Source organism: Nannocystis exedens, from assembly GCF_002343915.1.
GTDB lineage: Bacteria > Myxococcota_A > Polyangia > Nannocystales > Nannocystaceae > Nannocystis > Nannocystis exedens.
The window spans coordinates 7,885,239-7,910,472 of the sequence record NZ_NETK01000001.1; the positions used below are offsets into that span (position 1 = coordinate 7,885,239).

Below are 25,234 nucleotides of genomic sequence, written 5' to 3' on the forward strand. Positions count from 1 at the left end.
GAAAGTGAGGTTAATTTGAAGACGCAACCGCCCACACCGACCGTCACCTGCACTTCCAACGGCCGCCTGGTACTCACGCGCGAGCATCAGGACCTCGCGGCAAACCTCGGCGCCCTCGTGCGCTACGCCGTCACGCGCACGTCCAGCGAGGAGTCCTGCGCGGCCCTGCTCGGGGTTTCGGTCCGCCGGCTCCGCAAGGTCGCTGGCGAAGCCCGCGTGCCGCTGGTGTTCGTCGCGGACAGCCCCGCGAAGAAGGGCGGAAGGACATGAACACCGACGCCGCCCCTCAGCCCAAGATCCGCTGGAAGGCGTCCGGGCTCGCCATGAGCAACCGCGACGGCAAGGTGGACATGGGCGGGACTGTCCATGTCGTGCGCCAGGACGACGGGCGCTACACCGTCAAGTTTGGGCACAAGGTCCGCGCTGTGGACCTGGATGATCTCGAGACGGCGAAGCGCTGGGCGAGCGAGCGCGTGGCGACCTGGGTGTCCGAGGCCATCGCCGCGCGCAAGGCCCAGGAGGAAGACACAGCGCGCTGGTTCGCCGAGGAGAAGGCCCGGCAAGACCGCCGCAAGAGGGTCGTCTCGGAGCTTCAGGCGCTCGGCGTCCTTGCACGCGCCGAGCCGGGCTGCATCGTCCTCGACACCTACGTGGCCGAGGATCTGGCCGAGCGGCTCCGGGAGAGCACGCGTCAGGGGGCCCAGCCATGAGCCTCGATCACCGCACCGAACCGGAGGTCGACATCGCCACGGAGGATGTGCTGCCACCGCCGCTCGGCGCTCCCGCGGACTTCCGCGAGCGCCTGGTCCTCGCGCTTCGCACCACGGAGCCGCGGGTCCTGGAAGCGGCGGAGGCGGGCTACCGCGGCGTATACGCCAGCCAGCACGACTACGTCGTCGAGCGGCTGTCCGAACACCTGAACCCCGCGTTCGCCTGGGTCCTGGCGTGCGCGACGCCCCAGAGCCTGCAGGCGGGCTACGAGGCCGGGGTGGTGGTCGTGTGGTCGATCCCGCTAGGCGAGGGCACTTGCATGGTGTTCGAGACCCGACTGCAGCCCTGGGCCTGACGACGCTGGCCGCGCCTGGCGTACACTCCGCGGGCCGTGACGCCGCCGCCCCGCAACCTCGACCCCGCGTTCGCCACGACCGAGGACATCATGAAGGCGGCCGGCATCGCCAAGAAGACTGTCACCACCTGGGTCGAGTACGGCTTCCTGCCGGCGCCGACGAGGGTCTCGCTGGGACCCTCGGGCGGCGCGTTCAACCGGTTCCCCGCCTGGGCGGTCGAGCGCGCGCGGTTCGTCGCGCAACGGCGGGCGGCCGGCTTCACGCACGCCGAGATCCTCGAGATGCTGGCCGAGCTCGACGCACGCCAGGGCGTCCCCAGCAAGGCCACGACACCCGGGAAAGACAAGGGGCGCAGCGGCGGCCGCAAGTAGCGCAGGCGCCCGCTGGCGACGTATCCTCGCCGGGCCATGACGCAACGCCGCCAGCTGGACCCGTCGTTCGCTACGACCACGGACATCATGGAGGCCGCGGGCATCACCCGCCGAACCGTCACCGCCTGGATCGACCTCGGGCTCCTGCCGCGGCCGATCAAGATCTCGCTCGGCAGTCCCGGCGGTGTGTTCAACCGCTTCCCGATGATCGCGCTTCAGCAGGCGCGTTTCGTGGCCGCCAAGCGCGCTGAGGGCCTGTCGCTCCAGCAGATCGTCGATCTGCTCAAGGCGCAGGGTGGTGCCATCGCCCAGCCTGCGGTACGATCGCGCGGTGTCGCCCCCAAGCCCGTTCGCTCCGCTCGCCGCCGCGGTTAGCGTCGCAGTGGCGTGTGGCGGCGACTCGACCACCGCGACCGGCTTTACGACCACGCCTCTCACGACGACGGCGCCCCTCAGCACGAGCGGCGTCGACGGCTCCACGAGCACGAGCGGCACGAGCACGAGCACGAGCACGAGCGCGGGTTCCGACTCTGGCGGCGAGGACAGCGCCGCGAGCGCGAGCGGCATGAGCGCGGCCAGCGTGGCCGACGTCGGCCAGATCCCCGACTTCCCGACCACGCCCGGCTGCCAGGGCAAGATCGACTTTCTGTTCGTGATCTCGTCCAGCGTGGAGATGCTCCCCAAGCAGCTTCAGCTCCAGGAGGCGTTCCCGGAGTTCGTCAAAATCCTCGAGGACGACTTCGCCGACTTCGACTACCACGTGATGGTCGTCGATGCCTCGCTCCCGTACTTGCCGAGCTGCGACATCTGCTACTCGTGCTCGGAGGAGATCATGTGCGACGGCCCGGGTTGCTCGCAGTGGGACGGGCCCGAGGACTACCCATGCCACGACATCCTGCTCGACGAGTGTGTCCCGGTCGAGGGCGCAGGAGTCACGATCGCCGGCAACTTCGGGGCGTCGAACAAGCAGTGCCTTCCTGCCGATGGCCCGCGCTTCATCACGAAGGACGACCCTGACCTCCCGGGGACCTTCGGCTGCATCTCGATGCTCGGTGCGGGCCCCAAGTTGCCCACCGCCATCAGCTCGATGCTCGCGGCGCTGGAGCCCGAGAACTTGAGCAAGTGGGGCTGTAACAAGGGTTTCCTGCGCCCGGATGCGCTCCTGGCGATCATCATCGTCGCCGGCGACGACAACTTCCATCCGGGGACACCGGCCGACTGGTACGCGAAGGTACTCGAGGCCAAGCAGGGCAACGAGGACGCGCTCGTGCCCCTCGTGATCTCCCATGATCGCGATCAGCCGAACCCGAAGTGCGAGGGCCCCGTCTCCACGAACGTGATGCACGCGTTCGTCGACGTGGCGAAGCATGGGCACTTCGGCAGCATGTGCGAGAAGAGCTACGTTTCCTTCATGAAGGAGATGGCGGGGACGATCCTCGACCTGTGTTCGATCTTCATCCCGCCGCAGTGAGCGCTACCCGCGAATCATGCCGGCGATCCACTGCGCGGCGCCCTCGACCTCCTCCGAGCCGGTCCACGCGCACATGTACTCGCACGCGAGCGCGAGCACGCGGTCCTGGCCGTTCGAGGCGCCGTTGCGCTTCATGTAGTCCACACGAGGCGAGGCCGCGTCCTTGACCGCGAAGAGCCACGCGTTGTCCCCGCCCTGATTCTCGTGGACTGTCGCGCCGACGATCGTCGCGCCCTCCATGTTGGTGCCGATCCCATAGCACGTCGCGGCGCCAGGGGAGCCCTCGACCCGCGGAGCCTTCACCTCCGACAGATCCTCGCTCAGCCAACGGATCAGGATCTGCGGCTTGTTGGACGGGTTGTCGGGATCGTTCTGCGCGTAGCCGCAGACCACGAGACCTTCCTTGGACGACGCGGCCGCGAAGATCGCGTCGCTGTCCATCTTATCGCCCGGCGACGTCCACTCGCCGATGCGCTTGCCCTTGCCCTCGAAGATAAGCACGACTCCACGCCGCCACTGCTTGTTGGTGATCGGATCCTCCATCTCGCGCGTGCCGGCGACGGCGACGCGGCCGCTCTCGAGCACCGCGACGGCATAACCGCGCTCGCTACGCTCGGTCGTGAGGTCGTTCGGGTCGTTGAAGATGTCGGGCCCATACGCCTGCTTGTCGGCGCTGAAGACCCACGTCGCCATGTCCCAGACCTCGGGCCCCTTCTTCACGCGCACCGACCCGGCCACGTAGATCGACTGGTCCGCCGTGACCCCGACACCGCGCGCCTCGGTCCCGGGCGGCCCGAGCACTTCCCAGAGCAGCCCGCCGCCGGTGCCGAAGCGGGCGACGTACATCCGCGGCTCGCCGGCGACCTGCGCCGTGCCAACGGCAATGATGTTGCCGTCGCCGTCCACCGCGAGCCCGCCGAGGCCGAGGTGCCCGGTCTTTAGTTCCGCGCGCAGCGTCCAGTCCGTGTGCTTCTGCGTCCACCCATCGCTCGTGGCGATCCAGGTCCCCGACTTGTCGTAGCGGCGCAGGATCGCCAGGACCTGGCCGTTGTCCCAATGGACGCCCGCCCCGATCGCGTTGTTGCCGTCCAGCGCGACCGCGTTGCCGGTGCTGAACATCCCGTCGTGTTGCTCGAGCGTGAGCCAGACCGTGCTGCCGGGGTCCTTGACCACGCTCGGCTGGTAGATCGACGCCTCCGCCGTCTGCCCGCCCGCATCGCGCACAACCACCGTCAGGTGGCTGCCGGGGTTGTTCGCCGGCCCGCTCGTGACCGGGAAGACGAACGGCATGCCCGCGGGGCCGGTGGCGATCACGACGCCGTCGTCCAGGAGATCGGCCTCGACCGCGTCGGCGCTGGCCTTGTAGGTCACGATGGTCGGCCCGACCTCGGACGCCTCTGGCGGGTCGCACGCGAGCTCGTCGATCCACGGTGGGGGGTCGTTCAGCTCGCCGGTGGTTCCGGACGTCCACGTGTCCTCCGAGGCACTGTCGCCCGCGTCGCCGCTGCCGCCGCTGCCGCCGCTGCCGCCGCTGAGGGAGTCCGAGGTCATGATGCCGGGCCCCGTGCTGCTGGAGGTGGTCACGGTCCCTTCGCCCCCAGCGCTCCCGTCCTCCGCGTCGCAGTAGGTCATCGAGATCCCGCAAGCCGCCAGCTCCGCCCCGTCGAAGCATCCGGAGCTGAGCAACGCGCTGAGGCATGCGGAGGCGGCGAGGGACGGGCGGCGCAGGACTCGGAGCATGCCCGCCACAGTAGCGCAACTTCGCGCGTCGTGTCATTCAAAGAAATAGGGCCGCATGTGGGTCAATTGCTCACTGAAAGCGCTGTAACAACGGTTGTGCTCCTCGCCGATCCGATGATCCGGTACGCTGCGAAGCCATGACCCTCTTCACCGTGCTCTTCGTCGCGGTGTTGTCTCGGGCCCCTGCCGAGACGACCGCGGAGCCATGGCGGCCCCTCGAGGCCGAGTGCCAGAGGCGCGAGGACGCCGCGGACTACGCGGCGGCCGGCGACGCCTGCCGCCGTGCGTTCGAGGCCGTGCCGGACGGTCCGCTCGCGCTCAACCAGCGCTCTCTGTTCGCGTTCAAGGCCGTCCGCCTCTACAAGCGCGCCCACAAGGCCGGCAGCGATGTCGCGGTGCTGTGCCCGGCCGTCGCACTCCTGCAAGCGTTCTCGGCGCAGCTCGCCACGTTGCCAGAGGGGGAGCGCCCGCGGGATCGGGCCGACGTCGCGGACGCACTCCAAACGCTCGAAGGGCAGCTCGGCGGGGCATGCACGGAGACCCCACCGGACGACCTGATTGAGGTCGGCGGTGCCGACGACAGACCCAAGAGCGATCCGCTCCCCAAGAGCGAACCGCCCGCCGCTCGGCCGGTGTCCGTCGTGCGCCCGCTCCCGCAGGCGGACACGCAAGCCAAGCGCCGACCGCTGGGGATCGCCGGCTGGACGACCCTCGGGACCGGGCTCGGCTTCGGCTCGGCGGCGATCGCCATGCTCGCTCGAGCGGCTGCCATGCAGGCGCAGGTGGATGGGCTGAACGCCATGTACCCGGCGGCGAGCGGGGTCAAGATCCCTGCCGACGATGCGCAGCGCTTCCACGACGCGACGGCCCGCGGTGAACAAGCGAATCGCCTGGCGATCGGGCTCGGCCTCCCCGCGATCGGCCTGGTGCTCTCGGGCGTCGCGTTGCTGGCGATCGACGCTCACCGCGAACGCGCCGGCCGCCGCGTCGCGCTGCGTCCGAGCCCCGCGGGGATCGGCTTCAGGATGGAGTTCTAGCCATGTTCGGAGAGCCGGAGCACTTCACCCTCCCGCCGATCGACCACCACGACTTCACCGGCGACACGCTCGGGCGCTATCACCTCGACCGCCGCGTTGGCTACGGCGGCGTGGCGTCGATCTATGCGGCGACCTGCAAGAACACCGGGGCGATCTTCGCCCTCAAGGTCCTGCACCCCGAGCACGACAGCAACCCGATCGCCGTCCAGCGCTTCCGCCAGGAGGCGCAGCTCGGCGCGCAGATCCGTCACCCGAACTTGATCCCGGTCTACGACCACAGTTGGCTGGGCGGGCGCCACTTCATCGCCATGGAGCTGGTGGAGGGGAAGACGCTGACGGAGGAACTGGCGCGCGGCCCGATCCCCTGGGAGCGCAGCACCGCGATCGCCTGCCAGCTACTCGCCGGTCTCGTCGCGTTGCATGAGCGGGGTGTCGCGCACCGCGACGTCTCGCCGAACAACTGCATGCTCGAGGAGGTTGATGGACGCGAGCGCGCGCGCCTCTTCGATCTCAGTCACGCGCGCGTGGTCGAGAGGGCGGACGGCCTTGTCCTCGGCCTGGCGCCCGAGTCCGTCCCGATGCTCATCTACGGAACCCCGCACTTCATCGCCCCCGAGCGCCTTCGGGGCAGCCGCGGTGACTTCCGGTCGGACATCTTCGAGGTTGGCGCGCTGTGGTACACCGCGCTCACCGGGGCGGCGCTCCCGGATCCGCTGGGAGCCGACCCCGTCAGCGTCGCGCAGCGTCTCGATCTCCCGCCCATCCTGCACGCCGTGTTGCTCGGCGCGCTCGAGATCCACACCCGGCGTCACCACAGCGCTGCGTCGATGCTCGGCACGATCCAGAAGGCACTCGAGGACATCCGTGGCCGTCGCCAGCGCATGCGGCGGCTTAAGACCTTCGCCCCGCTCCTGAGCCTGCTTGCGATCCCTGTCTGGTTTGCGGCTCGCAACGAGCCGACCTGTCAGGCGCCGCCCGCGATCCCCAAGCCCGCATCGCAAGGGGCCGAGGCGCCCTCCGTCATCGAGGCGCGCAGCATCGTCGGGCCCATCGGCATCGAGGCGTCCGGCATCGTCGCGCCCGCCGGCGTCAAGGCGCTCGGCATCGAGGCCCCGTCCGGTGTGGAGCCCGAGCCCATTCCGCTGCCGACTCCCGAGCCGACCAGCGTGTGGCTCGCAGGCGAGCCCGTGCAGACAGAACCACCGCGCCGGGAGCGCGCCGTTTCCAACTCGCCTTTCAACCTTCGGCGGGCCCTGGCGAAGTGCAAGCCGCACCCAACCGCCCGCATCGAAATCACGATCAGCCCCGGTGAGCGGGTCCAGATCGACGGCGAGCGTCCGACAGGCGAGCTCGGACGGTGTGTCGAGGACGTGCTCACCGCCCACCCCCCACACCAAGCCGAGACGATTAAGCTCTGACCACCCGGGCGTCGAGGTCCTCGACCTCGACGCGCTCAAAAGCCTGCCCTCGTCGCTCTTGGAAGCCTGGACGGACTCACTTGCGAGCGCCCTCCCGCGCGGGTTCATCCGGCATACTCCGCGTGGCATGTCCTTCCTCGAGCTCGTGGCCCTGATCATCGACGACTACGACACCGCGATCGAATTCTTCGTCGGCGCACTCGGCTTCACGCTGGTGGAAGACTCGCCGGCGCACACCAACGACGGGCGCCCGAAGCGTTGGGTGGTCGTGCGGCCGCCCGGAGCGCAGACGGCGATCTTGCTCGCGCGCGCAGATGGGGCGCGCCAGGCCGCGGTCGTTGGGGACCAATTCGCCGGCCGCGTCGGCCTGTTCCTGCGCGTCGACGACTTCGAGGCCGCGCACGCGCGCATGGTCGCAGCCGGCGTCGAGTTCGTGTCTCCCTCGCGCACCGAGCCGTACGGGCGCGTCGCCGTGTTCCGCGACATCGCCGGCAACCGCTGGGACCTGCTCGGCCCAGACCCACGCCGCTGATTTGCCGCCTCTCGGAGGTCGCAGGTGGCCCTCGTGTGGTTTCCGATAGAAACCGCCGAGGCGATCATCGACCTATGGGGAAGTGTGCCTTTGCTCGCATACGGCCATGACACTGCCACCTTGGTGCTGCTGGGGCACGGCGTCATGCCGTGACAATGTCTGGGGCCTTCGTTTTCAGTGCCGCCCGCTGGGATGCGGCTCGGCGCCGTGGCAGTCTCAACGCGTCGCCCGTGTGATTGCTCGGGCCGGTGATCCGGCCGGGCGGCGCCGCGGCCGAGCCGAAACGTCGCTCCCCCGAGGATGCCGCCGACAATTCGTCCACAAGATTCGCCATGGCTCGCCGCGGAGTACCGTGGTCGCCGGCGATCGGCGTATTCTTGCGGCGGCCCGATCCGTGCAAGCGAATCGGCCAGGATGTCGATAGCACGCCATTTGCTCACCGCGCAGGCATTTCATGACAGACCGAGGCGATTGGGCGGACGTATTGTCCCCGCAGTGGTCACGTCCAGCGTGTCGCCCCGTCACCCGCGCCTCCACTCGCTCTCGCGTTCGGCCGCCGGTCTCGCGCTACTCCTGACGAGTTGCAGCCCTCAGGCCGCCCCTGACGATCCGCCCCCGGCCTCCGGTGCAGCCGTCACGGACCCCGAGGCGGCTGCAGTGGACCGGGTCCGCCGCGGGTATCACGGCCGCGACTGGTGGGGCTGCGCGCGCGAGGGAGCGACCTTGCGGCTGCAGTACCCCGACAGCGCCCCGCTGCAGGCATGGACGATCCTCTGCGTGGCCCGCTCGGGTGAGGACGCGGTCCCACTGGCCGATGCCATGATGTCCGAACGACCAGGTGACCCATGGGCCCTGTTCGCCCGCGCCGGCGCGCTCATCGATCACCCCGGCCGCGGCGAAGCCGAGAGCATCCCGGCCGCTCGCGTCGCCCAGGCTGCCCTGCCCGACCATCCGGACGCGACGTGGCAGCTCGCGCGCGCGCTGGTGGTCCACGGCGCGCACAGCGAAGCCGCCGCGTTCTTCGCCGCGCCGCCCGGACCGGCCTCGGCCCAACTCCACGCGCTCGAGCTCGCCCACACCCTCAACACGCCCGACGTCGACGCCCAGCGGGTGTTCGCCCTCGCCGAACAGGCGCGCGCCGCCGACCCGCGCTGCGTCGACGCCGAGTTTCTCCCGGGACTATGGCTGCTGAACCGCCGTCGCCCGGCCGAGGCCGAGGTGATGGTGCGGCGCGCCCTCGAGCTGTCGCCCCACTCGGCGGCGATGCGTTCGACGCTCTGGTCGGCGATCCGGCAGGCCGAACACCGCGACGCCGCCGACAAGCGCGCGGCGATCGAGGCCGACATGCGGCTGCTCCTGTTGACGCGGGGCGACGCGCCCGAGGCGTTGATGGCAGCACGACAAGTCTCTCAGGACCTGTTTAAGGAGACATACGAGGCGCTCTCCGCCGAGCTCGAGGCGCGCTTCCCCGCCCACCAGCAAGTCGACTGGGTCCGCTTCGAGCGGCTCGCCGCGCTCTGGCAGGCGCGCCACGAGCGGCGGCAAAAAGGCTCCCCCGATCCCGCGGCCGACGAGCAGCTCCGACGCGAGCTCGACGCCTTCATCGCCCGGCCGCCGTCGCGCCCGGCCCTGCTCGGCAACGTGTACCAGGAGCGGTACCTGCTGGTCCGCGACGACGAGGCCGCCGCCCCCGAGGCGCTGCTCGCCGCCGTGCAAGCGTGGGCACCGCACGAGCAGGTCAACATCCACAGCCTCGCCGACGCCGCGGTCGAGCTGGCGGAGCGCACGCCTTATCGCATCGAGGCCGAGGCGATCGCCCGCCTGGCCCTGCAACGCCTCGACACCAGGGTCGCGCAGGCGCGGGCAGCCTTCGCGGATCAGGCCGTCGTCGACAGCGAGGCTGCTTACCTGTCGGCGGCGCTGCACAGCGCGCTCGGAGCCGTCCTGCTCGCCCAGGGTCGCCGCGCCGAGGCCCGCGTGGAGCTCGACCAGGCGTGGTCGCAGGGCAAGAAGGGCTCGCCGGAGCTGTTCGTGCGCATGGCCGCGCTGGCGGAGGCCGAAGGCCGGATCGCCGACGCCGAGACCCTGCTCGTCGAGGGCCTGTCGCGCTGGCGCGGCGAGGAGATCTGCGAGAAGCCGCTGAAACGGCTGTATCAGCGCCAGCACGGTGATGACAGCGGGTACGCGGCCTATCGCCAGCGGCTCGAGGCCGCGGTCCGCGACCACCGGCGCGCGGCGATCCTCACCACCGCGATCGCCGAACCGAAGCCCCTGTCCCCGTTCGTGTTGTCGCGGCTCGGCGGCGGCTCGGTGCGGAGCGAGTCGCTGCGCGGGCGCATCGCCGTCATCAACCTGTGGGCGAAGTGGTGCGGCCCGTGCGTGGCCGAGATGCCGGCCCTACAAGACCTCGCCGACGCGTTCGCCAGCGCGCCGGACGTCGTCGTCACCACCGTCAACGTCGACACCAAGACCGACGACCTCACCGCGTGGCTGGCCGACCGCGGCCTCCGGCTCGAGGTTCTGCTCGGCACTCGTTACGCCAGCGACAACGGTTACAACACCTTGCCGTTGACCCTCTTCGTCGACCATGACGGGCGGATCATCTTCACGCATGAGGGCGCCACCGAACGGCTGGTCGAGGAGTTCACCTGGCGCATCGAGGCGCTGCGCCAGCGCGCCTCGGCGCCTGCCTCCAGGCTCGTGCGCGCTGCAGGGTGAACTGCCGTTGTCGACTCGCCAGCTTCGACTTCCACCAGCGGCGAGCACGACCGACCTCGAGCTGCTCACGGTCGGTGGTCTGAGCGCGCATGCTGCAAGGTGTTCCCAGAGGTCGGCGCGCACGTCACGCACGGGGAACGTCCGACGCCGAAACAACAACTGCACCTGCTGCTCTGTCCCATGCCCTTCCAGGGGCGTTTTCGTTTTCGTGTGAGGTTGAGCGGCGAGATCTCACCCACGTCATCGCCGCCAACGGCAGGTCAGCGAGGCCAAAGCCCCCAACGTGACGTGCGGAGTCGCGCGACAGCGTTGCCAAGCCGTTGCCAGGCAAGGCCGTTGCCACGCTCGTTCGGGCTGTGGCGGCCTGGAGCGGGCAACACTTCACCCGCTTGGAACGCCGTCCGGGGCCAGGAAACGAGGGGGCCGGGGTGGAGGGGCGTTCCAAGCGGGTCTTCACGGGAGCGGCGCGAGGTTGAGGCCGCCCGGGTACCAGTAGCTCGTGTACTGCCCGTAGCCGTAGACCTGCACGCCGAAGGCCTCGGTGCCGGTGAGCCGGTGGTCGCCGTCGCCGGTGTCGGCGAGCGGGAGGCGGGCCACGGACCAGCCGGTCTTGCCGATCGCGGTCCAGCCGGGGACCGGCACCGGCGCGCCGTCGAGGCTCACCGTGGAGCCGGTGGGGGCGACCACGTTGACGTAGTTGCTCTCGTAGTTGGTCGGGGCGTGGACGGCGTAGGTGGTGCGGAACAGCTCGGGCGGGACGGCGATCGTCATCGCCGGGTCGCCGGTGTCGCCGCCGGCCTTCTGGCCGAGCATGTACTCGGCGACGGCGATGCGGGCGCTGGCGCCGACCCAGAAGTCCTGCGCCGAGGTGAACTCGGCGTAGTCGCCTGGCTTTTCGAGCATGGTCGGAGCGCCAGGTTGGGGCGGGTCGTAGGTCAGGGCGGTGGCCGCGGCGGTGGCGACGATCCGGATGATCCGCGCCTTCTTGGCCGCCGGCTGCTTCGGCGGCTTGACCAGCGGCGTGGTCAGGAAGTAGCCGCTGGCGAGGTTCTGCAGCGGCAGGTTGCTCTCCTCGAGGTGATCGCAGGCCTGCTTGTCGAACGGCACGTTGGTGCAGGCGTGGGCGCCGATGACCTGCACCGGGGCCGAGGCGCTGACCAGCGTGCCGGTCAGGTCGGCCTGGTCGGGGGTGCCGCCGGCCACGCCCGAGATGACCAAAAGGACATCCCCGGCGTTGAGCAGCGCCTTGCCGTGGCCGTCGGCGCCGATGCCCGCGCCCGGCAGCACCGGCGCGCCGGTCTCCGACGGGGTGACCTCGACGACGGTGCCGTCGAGGCGGGCGACGACCACGTAGGCGCCCGGCAGCGCGCCGAAGGTGTTGCGGGCGATCACCCGCGTCGTCGCGCCCCACACGTTGGTCGGCAGCAGCAGGCTGGCGTCGTTCGAGTAGGAGAACTGCTCGCGCTTGTCGTACTCGAGCGGGCTGTATTGATAGACCGAGACCGGCCGGTCGGAGCGCAGGCGATAGGCGCCGGCCTGGACGATCGTGCTCGCCTTCGGCTCCTTGAGCGCGCCGATCCACGGCAGCGGCGCCACCTCGACGTCGCCGGGCCCGACCTCGAAGGTGTCGACGACCAAATCGTCGCGGGTGATCGTGATCTGCGCCGGCTCGCCGGTGGTGTTGGAGACCGCGACCGCGAAGTCGAAGCCCGCGGCCACGATGTTCGGCGTGACTGTGGGGTAATAGTCGCAGCCGATGTAGCTGGCGTCCAGGGAGTCGCTGGCACAGTCGCCGACGCAGCGGCCGGTCTCGGGCTCGCAGAACAGGCCCTGCAGCGGGTCGCACAGGCTCTCCTCGAGGCCGAGGCCGTCGGCGCGGCAGTGCTTCGAGACCGAACCGTCGCACACGTCGGTGCCCGGCACGCACAGCACGCATCCGAGGGTCGGCACGCACACCTCGGGGCACGGGGTCGTCTCGATGATGTTGCCCTCGTCGTCGCAGGTGAGCGCGACGTCGCCGTCGCACGCCAGCTCGCCCGCGGGACAGCGCGGCCCCGTGGTGCCGGTGGTGCCGGTCGCGCCCGTCGTGTCCGCGGTGTCCTCGGTGGTGCCGCTGACCTCGCCGGTGGTCATCTGTCCGCTCGTGCCGTCCGTGCCCGGCTCGCCGGTGGGCGCGTCGGTCGTCGTCAGCCCCGGCTCGCCGGTCGACGAAGTGGTCTGCGCGGGCGCCGACGTCGAGCCCATGACCTCCGTCGCGCTCTCGTTCGGCGTCGTGATCGCCGGCGACGAATCGTCGCCGCAAGCGAGCGCCCCGAAGATCGCCACGCCGCCGCCCGCCACGTTCGCCAATCGCCGCCCGAACCGCATCGCAGAAACTGTATCGCCGCCGAGAATCTGGTGGTGATCACGCAACTATGCGCGAAAACCGGTGCTGCTTGGCGGTGGCGGCGCGATATGACTCCTTCGCTGCGATCGTCGTCCGCGTTGTTGTGCTCTCGATGTTTGTGGTGTTCGCGGGTTCGCTCTCGTGGTCCGCGACGTCGGACGCCGCGACAGCGAGCCCGACCACAGAGCGCGCGGTCGACCGCCGCACAGGCACGAACACGAGCCTCGCGTCGCCGTCGCGCCGCGAGCGTCTCGCGGCGCAGCAGATCGATCCCGCGCCGGGCATCCTCGCCACTCGGTCGCGAGGCCATGCGCGAAGCCGACGGTGCGCCGTCGGCGATCCGCAGCACGGTCGAGATCGACCGGCGTGCCGTCGCGGTCGCGCTTCCTCCCCACCGACGTCGCAGGCTGCGAGCGCGGCAGATCGATCGCCGCCGCGAGGCGAGGCCGCGGCAGATCGACGTGGACACCAGCGTGCGAATCCCACCCCCCCGAGCGACGCCGCGGCCGCCGGCCGAGCGGCTGGTCTCCTCGCCGCGTGGGTGCATGAGGTCGGCGTACGCGGCCTGCGGACCTCGGCGGCGAGGCGCGACGTGCAGCGAAGCAGGTCACGCGTCGCGAGGCCGCGCGTCCGACGAGCTCGCCGCGATCGGATCTGCGCCCTGGGATCTACAGGTCGCGCGCGACGGCGCGGCCGCCTCGCGCGAACGGCCGCGGCGCCCGCAGCCCCCGCGCGCCGTCGACACGTGCGTCGCCGCGAGGCCGACGGGTGCCGCCTGCGCGGGCCCCGGCCGCGCGATCCGGGGCGCGGCGAGCCGGCGAGCGAGCGGCGCGCCTGATCTTGCAGAACATGTCTTTCAAAGCATGTCCGTTCAAGCATGTGCGTTCAAGCTCGTCGGCCGCGCAGGCCGCTCGGCCTCAGCCGCCGCGCGCGACGAGCCTGCGAGCGGCGGATCAAATCCCCAAGACCTGTATTCATAAAAATGTCCTCTCAAAAAGTTTGAAGAAGCATGTCCGAAGAGCCATGCCGATCGTTCTCGGCCGTCGCCTCCGGCGAGCGCGCGGCGGCATTCGCCTCGGAAGGCATGTCTTCCGTCTCAACCGCCGCAGCGGGTGACGGCGAACGCGTGCAGCTGCTGCGAGCCGGGGCCGAAGCTGAGGACCGTGGGGCGGGCGCCGTCCAGGACCACGACGGCGGTGCCGAGGCCCGCGGTGCCGCGCGACCGGGCCTGGCCGAAGCCGCCGCGGCCGTCGCCGGGGACGACGGGGACGGCGCTGCCGTCGGCGGCGGCGGTGACGAGGTCGAGGTCCCCGTCGAGGTCGAGGTCGGCGAGGGTGGCGTCGCCGAGCGGGCCGGGGACGAAGTAGCCGACGGCCGAGTACTCGAGCGGGCCGTTGTTGACGAGCACCGCCGCGACCGGGCTGCCGGCGCCCGGGCCCGCGGAGTCGACGAGCGCGAGCAGGTCGTGGCCGTCGTCGCCGGCCAGCGGCGCGCCGAGCAGCGCCCGCGCCCCGCTGCCGACCACCCGCCGCTGGATCGTCTTGCTGAAGTTGCCGCGGCCGTCGCCGCGGACGAGCGTGATCGAGGCCTCGCGGCGGCTGTCCCCGAGGACAGCCAGGTCCAGGATCCGATCGCGGTCGGCGTCGACGAGGGTCAGCGCGGCCGGCTGGGCGGCGACCGGCAGGCCGCTGCGCTTGCCCTCGGTCAGCTCGCCGTGGCCGTCGCCGAGCAGGGCGCGGACCGCCTTGCCGCCCTGGTCGAGCGCGAGCAGATCGACGCTGTCGTTGCCGTCGAGCTTCGCCACCCACAGGGCCGCAGGGGCGGCGCGTAGCGGCGTCGCGCCGGCGATGAACTCGCCGCGGCCGCGGGCCAGCAGCACGTGCAGCGCCGGCGGATCGGCGGCGCCGATCGCCAGATCGTCGAGGCCGTCGTCGTTGAAGTCGCCGGCCGCGAGCGCCGTGGGGGTCTGCGGGATCGGCACGCGCATCGACTGCTTCAGGCCGCCCTGGCCGTCGTGGAGGAGGAACACGGCCGCGCCGCCGCCGGAGCCCGTGACCGCGAGCGCGAGGTCCTCGACGCCGTTGCCGTCGAGGTCGGCCAGGGCGCCGCTGACGGCGGGGCCGCCGAGATCGATGCGCGCGGGCTCGCCGAGGCAGGGGCCGGCCGTGACCGCGGAGTCGCCGGTGACGGAGGGGAGGGCCTGCTTGAGCGGGGTCCGGATCGTCGGGGCGCAGGCGAGGAGGTCGCACAGGAGGAGGCCGAGGCCGAGGACGCGAGACACCGGGCGAGACAGCAGGCCGAGGCCGAGGACGCGTGACACCGGGCGAGACAGCAGGCCGAGGCCGAGGACGCGAGACACCGGGCGAGAGGCGGGCATCGGCCTGCGAAACGCCGGCACCGTGGGGACACTTACGCGGCGGTCCGCGAGCGCAGGCGAGGGTGATGGCGTGAGGACGACGTCGAGTGTGTCGGTCACAGGCCCCGTCGTTAAGCCCGCGCTGACCGAGCGAGGAGCAGGCTTGCACGCCCGCGCGGCCGGGGCTAAGAGCGGTATGAGGGGGCGGTAATGCACGAAGCACCACGGATGGTCGGCGTCGCGCTCGGTTCGGTCATGCTCGCAAGTCCGGCGTGGGCCGGCCCGCACGAGGCGTCGGAGGGGCCGGTGGAACTGGCCGGCGCGCCGGCGCCGGAGCACGCGGGGCCGCACGAGTCGGAGCCGGACGACCCGGTCTACTTCGACGGCTCGCTGACGCCGACGTACGCGATCGACTGCGACGAGCACGAGGACGTCGGCTACGTCCAGGGCGACGCGTTCACGATCACCGTCGTCACCGTCGACGGCAAGCCGGTCGAGGTCGAGACCGCCAACGCCTACTACGCGATGCAGCAGGCCGCGGCGGCCGACGGCGTCGGCATCAAGGTCGTCAGCGGCTTCCGCACGATGGCCGAGCAGCAGTACCTCTACAACTGCTACATCAACTGCAATTGCAACAACTGCAACCTGGCCGCCAAGCCAGGTTACAGCAACCACCAGAGCGGCCACGCGCTCGACCTCAACACCGGGGCGGCCGGGGTGCTCGCGTGGCTCGAGGCGCACGGCGACGAGTTCGGGTTCGAGGCGACGGTGCCGAGCGAGGACTGGCACTGGGAGTGGTGGGGCGGCGGGCCGCCGACGAGCGGGCCGTGCGGGACCTCGGACTACCGGGCCGAGTACGCCGGGCAGTCGTTCCCGCTGGCCTCGCAGCCGCCGGTGCTGCTGATCGTCGGCGAGTGCGTCGACGCGTGGATCGACTTGCGCAACACCGGCGACGCGACGTGGAACGGCGACACGCGGCTGGCCCCGACCCCGCGCGACCAGCCGTCGCCGCTGCACGACCCGAACACGTGGCTGTCGCCGACGCGGATCGCCACCGCCGGCGAGGTCGCCCCCGGGGCCGTCGGCCGCTTCGAGTTCCGCCTGTGCGCGTCCGCCCCGGGCGAGGTGTCCCAGACGTTCTCGCTGGTGCAGGAGGGGACGACGTGGTTCGGCGACAAGCCGCTCGGCGGCGGTCCGCCCGACGACCAGCTCGAGGTCCGCGTGCTGGCCGTCAACCCGGCCCCGCCGCTGCCTCCCCCCGAGCCGCTCCCGCTGCCGCCGCCGCCCGGGCCGGGCACGACGGGGTCGTGGACCACCGGCGAGGGCGGAGGCGAGTCGGACAGCGGCGAGTCGAGCTGGGGCTCGTCGTCCGGCGAGGATTCGAGCACCGGGGCGCCGGACGCGAGCGCTGGCGGCAGCGCGGGCGGCACGGCGGGCTTCGCCGAGGACGAGGGCTGCGGCTGCCGCGGGTCGGCGCCGGTGGGGGGGTGGGGGCTGGCGGCGCTCGGCCTGCTCGCGCGCCGGCGCCGGCGCGACGGGCGGTGAGCGGGGCCCGCCGGGGAGGGCTGCCGACGCCCGGTCCCAAGGTCATGTTCGAAAGAGCATGCGAAGGAAGACATGTCCTATCAAACATGATTTTCAGAGCATGTCCGTACGCTCCGCTCAACGCGCGGCGGCCACGACCCTGGGGGCCGCCTCCTGCAGCGCGGCGACGTCGATGGCCACCGCGATCGGCTGGCCCTTGCGCTCGATCTCCATGCGGATGAGCGGGTGGCTGCGGTCGCGGATGAGCCGGACCACCGCCTCGGCGATGCTCGGGCCGCCCTCGGTGTTGATCGGGACGCCGTTGAGGGAGGTCAGCATGTCGCCGTTCTTGAGGCCGAGCAGGTTGGGCAGGCTGCCTGGGCGGATCCCGTAGAACTTGAGGCCGCGGACCTGGCCGTCCTTGATCGACGGCAGGATGTGGGCCTCGTTCTTCAGCAGCGACGGGTCCTCGCGCAGGGTCTGGTAGAAGCCGAGGTCGACGACGCAGCGGCCGGCCTCGACGCACCGCACCGCGCCCTCCGGGACGGCGAGCCGGGGCTTGGGGGTGCCCGCGACGAGCGCGGGGGCGGGCGCGGCGACGGGCGGGTGGAGGATGGCGATCGGGGCGACGGCCGGCCGCGGGGGCGGGAGCGGGGCCATCTCGTGCTGGATGTGGATCGTCGGGGCGGCGGGGCACGCGGGCGGCGGGGCCTGGTTCAGCGAGACGACGAAGAGGGCCGCGGCGGCGCCGGTGAAGGCGCAGGCGATCGGGAAGGCGAGGGTGCGGAGGAAGCTGCGCATGGGGACATGTCCTTTGGGTCGGGTCAGTTTCGGGGCGCGGGCCGCCGGGGCGGCCGGGGAGGGTGGAGGAGCGAGCGGCTGCCGGCTCAGGGGGGACCGGCGACGAGGCCGGCGAGGACGCGACGGAGCTCGGCGTGGCCCGCCGGGGTGGCGAACACGACGAGGGTGGCGTCGCGGGGGTCGCTGAGGATCGCGCGCACGTCACCGCGCTCGGGGTGGACGACGAAGATGTCCTTCAGGACACCTGCGAGCGCGCGGACGTCGTGGTACGCGACGGCGATCCGGACGGCCACGACGGCGTCGGGGCGCTCCGCATGGGCTCGCGGGGCCGCGGGCGCGGCGGCGTGGGCGAGCGAGCCGGACAGGAGCGTGACGGCGAGGACGGAGCGCGCGAGGAGCATGCCGAGCCCTTGAGCAAGGGCGATGCCAGCGGCTCCTCGCGCGCGGCGACCGGCAATTCAGGCCGGCGGCGCGGTCGGTACCACCGGCGCGTGTTGGGTTGGCACGGGGGCGGGCGCGGGCGGTGACAATCCGTCAGGCAGGCCGTCTTGCGGGCGCGGGCGCGCGGCCAGCGGGGTGTTCTCGGCGAACTTGTTGCCGGAGAAGTCCTGCCGGTCGGCGGCGATCTGGGAGATCGATCGCTCGATGATGAGGTCGAGGGTCCAGTCGATGACGACGCGGACCTTGTTGCCGAAGCCGACCAGCTTGGCGAGGTAGAGCGTGCGCCACACCCACCAGGCGATGAAGCCCGACATGCGCACCCCGAACAGGTCGATGGCCGCGAACTTGTCGCCGACCGAGACCAGGGCGCCGTAGTTGAAGTACTTGAACGGCTTGGTCGGCTGCTTGCGGAGCAGCAGGTCGATGTTGGTCGCGGCGTGCTGGCCCTGCTGGAACGCGACCTGGCCGAGCGGCGGCAACGGGCTGCCGTCGTGGAGGAGGAAGGCGGCGTCGCCGAGCACGAACACGTCGTCGCGGCCCTTGACCCGCAGGTCGTCGGCGATCTCGACGCGGCCGGACTTGTGAAGCGGCAGGTTGCACGCGGCCAGCAGCGGCGACGGCTTGACCCCGGCGCACCAGACACAGGTGCGGGTGGCGATCTTGGTGCCGTCGTCGAGGGTGACGGCGAACGGGGTGACGTGGACGACGCGGCGGCCGAGCCGGAGGTCGACCCGCAGCTTGCGCAGGCGGCCCTCGGCGCTGCCGACGACTTCCTTGTGCCAGCCGGGCAAGATCTGCTCGCCTGATTGGATCATGACCACGCTGACCTCGGCGGGGTCGATCTCGGGGTAGCGGCTCATCAGGATGTGGTCGATGAGGTCGCGGACCTCGGCCGCCAGCTCGACGCCGGTCGGCCCGGCGCCGACGACGACGAAGGTCAGCTGCTCGCGCCGCCGGTCGCCGTCGGTCTCGCGCGCGGCTCGCTCGAAGTTGTCGATGATGTGGTTGCGGACGGCGATCGCGTCGCCGAGCTCGCGCATGAAGAAAGCGTGCTCGCGGACGCCCGGCGTGTTGAAGGTGTTGGTGTCGGAGCCGGGGCAGAGGACCAGGATGTCGTACTGGGTCTCGCACCAGATGACCTGGGGCTCGCCGGTGACGGGGTCGTCGTCGACGTCGACGCGGGCGCGGATGATCTTCTTGTCGAGGTCGATCGCCTCGACGCTCTCCTTCTTGAAGGTGACGTTGGCGGCCTCGAAGATCCGGCGGAAGGGATAGGTGACCTGGCGGGTCTCGATCGAACCGGCGGCGACGCTCGGCAGGAGCGGCGGGAACAGGAAGTAGTTGCGGCGATCGATGACGCTGATCTGCAGGTCCTTGTGGTAGCCGAGCCGGCGGTCGAGGTGCAGCGCGGTGTAGAGGCCGGCGAAGCCGCCGCCGACGATGACGACGCGCACCGGCGGGCCGCCCGTGCCGGTCCAGCGGCGGTAGATCCACATGTCGCGCAGCGGGTGGAGCGCGACGTACAGCAGCAGGACCGACTCGAGGATGATGGCGCCGCCGAGCAGCACCGAGGCGTTGCCCCACATCGGCAAGAGCAACCAGCACACGAGGTCGAGGGCGCCGAGGATGACGAGGCCGCCGATCAGCGCCTTGCGGGCGCCGCGGGCCAGCGCCACCTGCCGCAACAGGAAAGCGGAGACGGTGGTGACCAGCGCGAGCGAGACGGCGTGGCCGAAGAACAGCGCCCAGAAGACCTCCGCGCGGCGCGAGCGCAGGATCTCGAGCCGCTCGCCCCACTGGAACAGCGCGACCGTGGTGGTCTCCCCCAGCGTGAGCTCGACGCTGGCGATCCAGACGCCGAAGAACAGCCCGAGGCCCAGGAGCAGGGCGGCCGAGGTCATCAGCTTGCGCCCGAACGGGTGGTTGGTCAGACGGTGGCGATCGACGGGGACCATGGGCGCGAGGCCAGAGTGTCGCCGGATCGCGGGTCGGCTGCCACCTCGCGCGCGAACGACCGGCAGGCGCGCGACTACGCCCGCGCAGGCCGCGGCGGGCGGGATGGCGGCGAACGCACGTTCCCTCGAGGACAGGTCGGCTCAGTCCTCGGGCCAGGGCTCGGGCGGGGTGGGCATGGGCATGTCGGGGTCCAGCCCCGCCCCGGCCGCGACGAGGTTGTCGATGAACATGCGGATGTACTTGAGGTCGTCTTCGATGTCGAAGTCGGGGTTGTCGGCGAGCCAGCCGTCGACGGCGGCGTCGAGGCCGTCGAGGATGTTGAGGGCGCCGGCGAGGTCGCCCTGGGCCGCGCGCGTGGCCGCCATGTCGAAGCCGACGTAGATGTTGAGCATGACGAACCCCTTCTCGCTGCTGGGGTTGTCGAACACGCCCTGCTCGAGGTCGATCTCGCCCGGGTCGACGGTGGTCTTGATCGGCGCGACCTCCTCGACGTACTGCTTGTCGACGGGGTGGCGGTAGCGCAGCTTGAGCTCGCCGACGTCGGCGACGCGCGGCTGACCGCTGCGGGGCAAGAGCTCGAGGAGGATCGCCCCGCCGCCGCCGCGCCGGCCGTCCTCGTGGTCGTCGACGGTCTCGCGGTGGGCGAGCTGGAGGTTGGGGATCTCGATCGCGCCGTGGTTGCCCTCGACGGTCGAGAGCTTGGTGCCGCGGATGGCGCGGAGGAGGTAGTTGTCGACGATGTCGGCGGTGATCGTGACGTCCTCGGCGAGGGGGACGAGGAAGGCGGTGACCTCCTCGACGAAGACCTCCTGGACCGCGGCCGGATCTTCGAGGAAGTAGAAGGCGCCGCTGCCCTGCTCGGACAGGGTGCGCATGAGGGTGACGTCGAAGTCGGCGCCGACGCCGATGGTGGTCAGGCCGTAGCCCTGCTCGCTGTAGCCCTGGGCCATGGCGAGGATCTTGGCGTCGTTGGTGATGCCCTCGGTGGCCATGCCGTCGGACAGGAAGACGACCCGGTTCTGCCGGCCGGGGTCGGCGTGGGCGGCCATGAGCTCGAAGCCGGTGCGCAGGCCGTCGTAGATGTTGGTGCCGCCGTCGGCCTCGAGGTTGCTGATGGCGAGGGCGAGGGCGGGGTCGCTGCCGGTGACGTACTCGGCCTTGACCTCGGCGTCGGTGTCGAAGTCGACGAGGGTGATCCGGTCGCTGGGGTCGAGGGCGTCGAGCATGCGGAGGAGGCCCTCGCGCACGTACTGCATCGGCTCGCCCTCCATCGACCCGCTGCTGTCGATGACGAGGGCGAGGTTGAGCGGCGGGCGCTCGAGCTTGCTGACGTCGATCGCGGTGTTGAGGCCGACGAGCACCGTGATGCAGTTGGTGCCGGAGATCATGTTGCCCATCTCGCCGTAGAGGCCGTGCAGACACACGTCGCCGGCGCAGGTGGCGGGGGGCAGCTCGATCTTGTGCTCGTTGAAGAAGCCGACGTCGTCGAGGGTCTCGGGGCCGGGGATCCCGCCCTGCTCGAGGATCTGCTTGAACTGGCCGAAGTCCTGAGCGCCGCCCTGGCCGGCGCCGAGGCTGCCGCCGTCCTGGCCGGCAGAGTCGCCGGCGGCCGCGGCGCCGCCGTCGTCGCCGCAGGCGGGCGCGAGGAGCAGGAGAGAGAGGCCGAGGCGGAGGTCGAGTCGTGACATGGCTCTTGGTTCCTGTGAATTAGGACATGTACTAAGAATCAGGGCTGCTGCTGCGAGTCGGCCCACACGTAGACCAGCTCGAGGTCGTCGCCGAGGGTGTCGGGGCCCTCGGCGCAGTCGGGGGCGAGGATGATGCGCCGCTCGGCGTGGACGCCGAAGATGGTGAGGTGGTTGGCGCCGTCGTCGAGCTCGACCTGCTCGCCCGGGAGGAAGCGGACGATCTCGCCGCCGAACTCGGCGCTGAACTCCTGCGGCTGGGCGACGGTGCCGCAGCTCGGGTCGGGGCCGAGCTCGGTGTCGAACACCGGCTTGGCGGCCAGAGTGGCGCCGCTGATGACCGGCAGGTTGTTGCCCCGCGAGGCGGCGACCTGCGCCAGGCCGACGGGCGTGGGATCGTCGGGGTCGGCCGCGCGCGAGAGCACGAGCAGGTCGCCCTGATCGTCGACCGAGACGTACTGACCGGCGGCGAAGGGCAGCTCGGTCAGCGGGGTGCAGAAGTAGAAGCGCGGCAGGAGGCCGTCGTCGAGGTCGAAGGCGGCGCAGCCGTCGCTGCCGAGCTCGAGCTCGGTGATCCGGTGCACGCCGCTCGGCGGGTCGCTCCAGGCGACGCGCGCGGCGTCGTCGCCGGGGAGGTAGGCGTTCTCGCCCGGGTTCCGCTGCGGGAAGACGATCGGCCGCTGCGAGCCGGCGATCTCGGCCTGGCCGTCGTCGTCGGCGGTGAGCTCGACGGCGCCGGCGAGGTACTGACCCGGGGCGCTGTGCTGGCCGGGGATCCACTCGAGCGGGACGTCGCCGGCGCTCCAGAACAGCACGGTGGGCGCGATGGTGTCGCTGGTGAGCAGGACGGCGTAACACTCGCGGGTGACGCGGCCGACGTCGGCGCGCGCGGGGGCGTTGGCGCCGGGGGGGATCGACCAGGTCTGGCCCTCGCCGAACAGGGCCTCGGAGAACAGCACGCCGGGCTTGCTCTGGACGTTGAAGCAGTCGATCTCGACGTCGGGCCGGAGGTCGCGCACGCGGACGACGATGTCGTGCTCGGCGTGGCTGTTGTGCAGGTACACGTCGCCCTCGAAGTCCTGGTAGTCCACCGGGCCCTCGTCGCCCCGGTCGCCGCCGTCGTCGGTGTCGCTGGTGGCGACGCACAGCAGCGAGCCGAGCGCGGCGGCCCCGAACTCGGGGCGAGTGGGCCAGCGCGAGAGGCTGACCGAAGAGGCAGGTTGCGCGGCGACAGGGCGCATCGCCGGGACCAGGGCGCGCCAGCCGAGGGCGAGGGCGGGGAGGGCGAGCAGGTCGGTCGGGTCGACGGTGATCGTCCAGGGGAAGCCGACGAGGCCCATCAGCCAGCTCCACGCGTCGGCGCAGGCGGGCGAGAGGTTGATGAGGGCGAACACCAGGCCGACGGCGATGTGACAGTGGAGCAGGCCGCGGCGGCTGGTGACGCCGAGCAAGGCGGCGAGCAGCGCGGGGGCGACGAGCATGCCGGCGAAGTCGCTGAGCTTGCCGGTGAGGGCGCCCGGCAAGAGGCCGGCGCCCTTCAGCAGGTGGTCGTTGACGCCCAGGACGGCGAGGGCGAACAGCCAGGTCGGCGAGCGCAGGGCGCGAGCCGGGCGCAGCTCGCGGCGTGAAGAGAACACTTCGTCGAGCCAGCGTCGGGTCATGGCAGTGTCTTTCTCAGGCAAACGACCGGCCACGCGCCGGTTTCTCGATGATAGGGCGGCCGCCGGGTCAGGTCGAGAGGGCCCCGAGCACGCCGCGAGCGTCACCATGGCACCAGGGCCAGGAGGTGTCGCGGTCGAAGCGTCGTTCGCAGGGCCGAGCATGATGGGCGTCACCCGTCCAGGCGTGGAGTCGCCGCAGCCCGGGGAAAAATTGCGAGGGGCAAAAATTTCGTGGCGGGCGCGGGCGCGCGACGCCGGGAGCTGGAGCTGGCCGGGCAATGAGGCGCGAGCGGGGCTGCGAGCCGGGGGTCCGCGGGCCGCACGAGCGCCGACGCATACCGCCCCGAACGGACGGCGCGCTCACTCGTCGCGCGCGGACGCGGAGGCCGGTGGCATGGAGGCCGCCGTCGCGCACCGCCCGGACCGGCCCGGAGGCGCAGCGCCGTCCTCGTCGGCGCGCACGTGGAGCGGTCGGCGACGTCGACGCTGCCGTCGCGGGCAGCCGCGGACCGCCTTCACGCGTCGGCGCGAACGCGGAGAGGTCGGCGACGTCGGCGAACGGGCGGGCGAGGGCGAGCGCTTCGATGTCGGCGGGATCGCGGCCGGTGACGCAATCGTGGGCGGGAGCCGGCGCCCGAGGCCGCCGCGCGCCTGGAGGGGCGCCGACGGTCTCGCATTGTGTGCGAACGGACATGTCCGAGGGGACAGGATCTCGTCCGCGGCGCGGAGCGGGGGGCGGCGAGCCGATCGCCGCGTGATTGACGGGCCGCCGCGCGCGGGCGATGCTCCAAAGGCCCGTGGAGGAGCTCGACCTCGACAAGCTGCTGGCGAGCCCGGAGCTGCAGGCGGCGGGCGGGCTGATCTTGGCGCTGCTGATCGGCTACGCGATCAGCACCGCGCTCGCGGGGGCGCTGGCGCGAGCGGCGGCGCGGCGACACGACGGCCTCGACGATCACCTGCTGGCGCTGATGCGCCGGCCGGTGTGGACGACGGTGGTGGTGGTCGCGCTCGAGTGGGCCGGCGACCGCCTGCACCTGGTCGATCAGGCGACGCTCGACGCGGCGCTCGGGACGGTGCTGGTGGTGGTGTGGGCGGCGGCGCTGGTGCGCGCGGCCGACGAGGTGCTGCTGGCGCTGGTGCAGCGGGCGCGCATGGGCCAGGCCGGGCTCGGGTTCATGCACGGGCGCGCGACCATGCTGGTCCACTTCCTCGTGCGGGTGGTGGTGCTGCTGACGGGCCTGTACCTGGTGATGGTGCTGTGGGGCCTCGACGTGCGCGCGTGGCAGGTGTCGGCCGGGGTCGCCGGGGCGGTGCTCGGGTTCGCGGCCCAGGACTCGCTCGGCAACCTGATCTCGGCGGTGCTGCTGTACGGCGACGCGCCGCTGCGGATCGGCGACACGATCGTGGTCGACGGGCGGCTGCGCGGGCGGGTCACCGACATCGGCTGGCGCTCGACGCGGGTGCTCACCAACGACGGGGTCGAGGTCAACCTGCCCAACGCGCTGCTCGGCACCCAGCGGATCGTCAACGAGTCGGCCGGGCCGAACGAGGCCGTCCGGCTCGTCTGCGAATTCACGGTCGAGTTCGGCCGCACGCCCGAGGAGCTGCGGGCGATCGTGCTGCCCGGGGTCGCGGGGCTGCCGGAGCTGCGCCCGGACCTGCCGGCCGAGCTGCAGTTCCGCGGGCCGACCGAGGCGGGGCTGCGCTTCGCGCTGCTGGTCCACCTCGCCGACCCGGCCCGGCGGACGCAGGGGCTCGACGTCGCCAACTCGCACATCCTCCGCTCGCTGCGCGCGGCCGGGGTGGCGCTGGCCTACTCGAGCCACGCGGTCCACGTCGGCGGGCCGCTGGCGGACCGGCTGCGGGCGGCGCTGGTGCCTGGTCCCAAGACCATGTCCTGAGCAGCAGGTTTAAAAAAGCATGTTGGAGAGGGCATGCTCCTTCGGTCATGGGCACGGGTGACCTCGCGCGCGGCGAGGGCGCGCCCGGCCGCCCGCCGGAGCGCGTGTGGCCCCCGGCGCGGCTGCACGCGCCGTCGCCTCGCACGCGGGCGACGGTTCTCGCCGCGCG

At 71.6% G+C, this 25,234-nt stretch carries 20 protein-coding genes; 12 read left to right on the forward strand and 8 right to left on the reverse strand.

All coding sequences use genetic code 11. The annotated features are described in order from the left end of the window. Positions 1 to 15 precede the first annotated feature (15 nt). Genes NAEX_RS48540 through NAEX_RS31100 form a run of 6 tightly spaced genes read left to right on the forward strand, consistent with a single transcriptional unit; the run spans position 16 to position 2,909 of the window. Positions 16 to 270: a hypothetical protein gene (locus NAEX_RS48540; protein ID WP_143140530.1), complete on the forward strand. Its 255-nt coding sequence runs from the start codon at positions 16 to 18 to the stop codon at positions 268 to 270. Next, the gene (locus NAEX_RS31080) at positions 267 to 710 is read left to right on the forward strand and encodes a hypothetical protein (protein ID WP_096331104.1); all 444 of its coding nucleotides are present in this window, start codon (positions 267 to 269) and stop codon (positions 708 to 710) included. Before NAEX_RS48540 ends, NAEX_RS31080 begins: the two co-directional genes overlap by 4 nt. Further along, positions 707 to 1,066: a hypothetical protein gene (locus NAEX_RS31085; RefSeq protein WP_096331105.1), complete on the forward strand. Its 360-nt coding sequence runs from the start codon at positions 707 to 709 to the stop codon at positions 1,064 to 1,066. Before NAEX_RS31080 ends, NAEX_RS31085 begins: the two co-directional genes overlap by 4 nt. A gap of 36 nt (positions 1,067 to 1,102) precedes the next feature. Further along, entirely contained in the window at positions 1,103 to 1,438 is a 336-nt protein-coding gene (locus NAEX_RS31090) for a helix-turn-helix domain-containing protein (protein WP_096331106.1), read from the forward strand. A 36-nt stretch (positions 1,439 to 1,474) separates the two neighbouring features. Then, positions 1,475 to 1,813 (forward strand): MerR family transcriptional regulator, encoded by a 339-nt coding sequence (locus NAEX_RS31095; protein ID WP_096331107.1) that lies wholly within the window; start codon positions 1,475 to 1,477, stop codon positions 1,811 to 1,813. Beyond that, positions 1,770 to 2,909 (forward strand): hypothetical protein, encoded by a 1,140-nt coding sequence (locus NAEX_RS31100; RefSeq protein WP_143825657.1) that lies wholly within the window; start codon positions 1,770 to 1,772, stop codon positions 2,907 to 2,909. Before NAEX_RS31095 ends, NAEX_RS31100 begins: the two co-directional genes overlap by 44 nt. A 3-nt stretch (positions 2,910 to 2,912) precedes the next feature. Here the strand turns inward: NAEX_RS31100 and NAEX_RS31105 are convergent, their stop codons facing one another. Further along, the gene (locus tag NAEX_RS31105) at positions 2,913 to 4,649 is read right to left on the reverse strand and encodes an NHL repeat-containing protein (RefSeq protein WP_143140529.1); all 1,737 of its coding nucleotides are present in this window, start codon (positions 4,647 to 4,649) and stop codon (positions 2,913 to 2,915) included. Between the two features lie 152 nt (positions 4,650 to 4,801). Between NAEX_RS31105 and NAEX_RS31110 the strand changes: the two genes are divergently transcribed. From NAEX_RS31110 to NAEX_RS31125, 4 genes are all read left to right on the forward strand, one after another. Further along, positions 4,802 to 5,686 (forward strand): hypothetical protein, encoded by an 885-nt coding sequence (locus NAEX_RS31110; RefSeq protein WP_143825658.1) that lies wholly within the window; start codon positions 4,802 to 4,804, stop codon positions 5,684 to 5,686. Positions 5,687 to 5,688: 2 nt separating this feature from the next. Then, the gene (locus tag NAEX_RS31115; protein WP_096331111.1) at positions 5,689 to 7,104 is read left to right on the forward strand and encodes a serine/threonine protein kinase; all 1,416 of its coding nucleotides are present in this window, start codon (positions 5,689 to 5,691) and stop codon (positions 7,102 to 7,104) included. 127 nt (positions 7,105 to 7,231) lie between these two features. After that, the gene (locus NAEX_RS31120) at positions 7,232 to 7,636 is read left to right on the forward strand and encodes a VOC family protein (RefSeq protein WP_096331112.1); all 405 of its coding nucleotides are present in this window, start codon (positions 7,232 to 7,234) and stop codon (positions 7,634 to 7,636) included. 657 nt (positions 7,637 to 8,293) lie between these two features. After that, positions 8,294 to 10,354, forward strand: a complete 2,061-nt coding sequence (locus NAEX_RS31125) for a TlpA disulfide reductase family protein (protein WP_100792944.1) — start codon at positions 8,294 to 8,296, stop codon at positions 10,352 to 10,354. 453 nt (positions 10,355 to 10,807) lie between these two features. On the opposite strand, the gene NAEX_RS31130 is transcribed toward NAEX_RS31125, so the two are convergent. Then, on the reverse strand, positions 10,808 to 12,721 hold the full coding sequence (locus NAEX_RS31130) for an IgGFc-binding protein (RefSeq protein WP_143140528.1): 1,914 nt from the start codon (positions 12,719 to 12,721) through the stop codon (positions 10,808 to 10,810). 1,115 nt (positions 12,722 to 13,836) lie between these two features. Beyond that, positions 13,837 to 15,099, reverse strand: a complete 1,263-nt coding sequence (locus tag NAEX_RS31145; protein ID WP_096331117.1) for an FG-GAP repeat domain-containing protein — start codon at positions 15,097 to 15,099, stop codon at positions 13,837 to 13,839. A gap of 207 nt (positions 15,100 to 15,306) precedes the next feature. Between NAEX_RS31145 and NAEX_RS31150 the strand changes: the two genes are divergently transcribed. Further along, positions 15,307 to 16,641 carry a M15 family metallopeptidase gene (locus NAEX_RS31150; protein WP_096331118.1) on the forward strand — a complete coding sequence of 445 codons (1,335 nt, stop codon included), beginning with the start codon at positions 15,307 to 15,309 and terminating at the stop codon, positions 16,639 to 16,641. A gap of 117 nt (positions 16,642 to 16,758) precedes the next feature. On the opposite strand, the gene NAEX_RS31155 is transcribed toward NAEX_RS31150, so the two are convergent. From NAEX_RS31155 to NAEX_RS31175, 5 genes are all read right to left on the reverse strand, one after another. After that, complete coding sequence (locus tag NAEX_RS31155; RefSeq protein ID WP_096331119.1) at positions 16,759 to 17,421, reverse strand: hypothetical protein; 663 nt, start codon at positions 17,419 to 17,421, stop codon at positions 16,759 to 16,761. An 86-nt stretch (positions 17,422 to 17,507) separates the two neighbouring features. Further along, positions 17,508 to 17,822: a hypothetical protein gene (locus NAEX_RS31160; RefSeq protein ID WP_096331120.1), complete on the reverse strand. Its 315-nt coding sequence runs from the start codon at positions 17,820 to 17,822 to the stop codon at positions 17,508 to 17,510. Positions 17,823 to 17,879: 57 nt separating this feature from the next. Then, positions 17,880 to 19,817 carry an NAD(P)/FAD-dependent oxidoreductase gene (locus NAEX_RS31165; protein ID WP_096331121.1) on the reverse strand — a complete coding sequence of 646 codons (1,938 nt, stop codon included), beginning with the start codon at positions 19,815 to 19,817 and terminating at the stop codon, positions 17,880 to 17,882. Positions 19,818 to 19,958: 141 nt separating this feature from the next. After that, complete coding sequence (locus tag NAEX_RS31170) at positions 19,959 to 21,506, reverse strand: vWA domain-containing protein (RefSeq protein WP_096331122.1); 1,548 nt, start codon at positions 21,504 to 21,506, stop codon at positions 19,959 to 19,961. A gap of 38 nt (positions 21,507 to 21,544) precedes the next feature. Next, complete coding sequence (locus NAEX_RS31175; protein ID WP_096331123.1) at positions 21,545 to 23,164, reverse strand: hypothetical protein; 1,620 nt, start codon at positions 23,162 to 23,164, stop codon at positions 21,545 to 21,547. A gap of 797 nt (positions 23,165 to 23,961) precedes the next feature. On the opposite strand from NAEX_RS31175, the gene NAEX_RS31180 reads away from it, so the two are divergent. After that, positions 23,962 to 25,065, forward strand: a complete 1,104-nt coding sequence (locus NAEX_RS31180; RefSeq protein WP_170136134.1) for a mechanosensitive ion channel family protein — start codon at positions 23,962 to 23,964, stop codon at positions 25,063 to 25,065. Positions 25,066 to 25,234 lie beyond the last annotated feature (169 nt).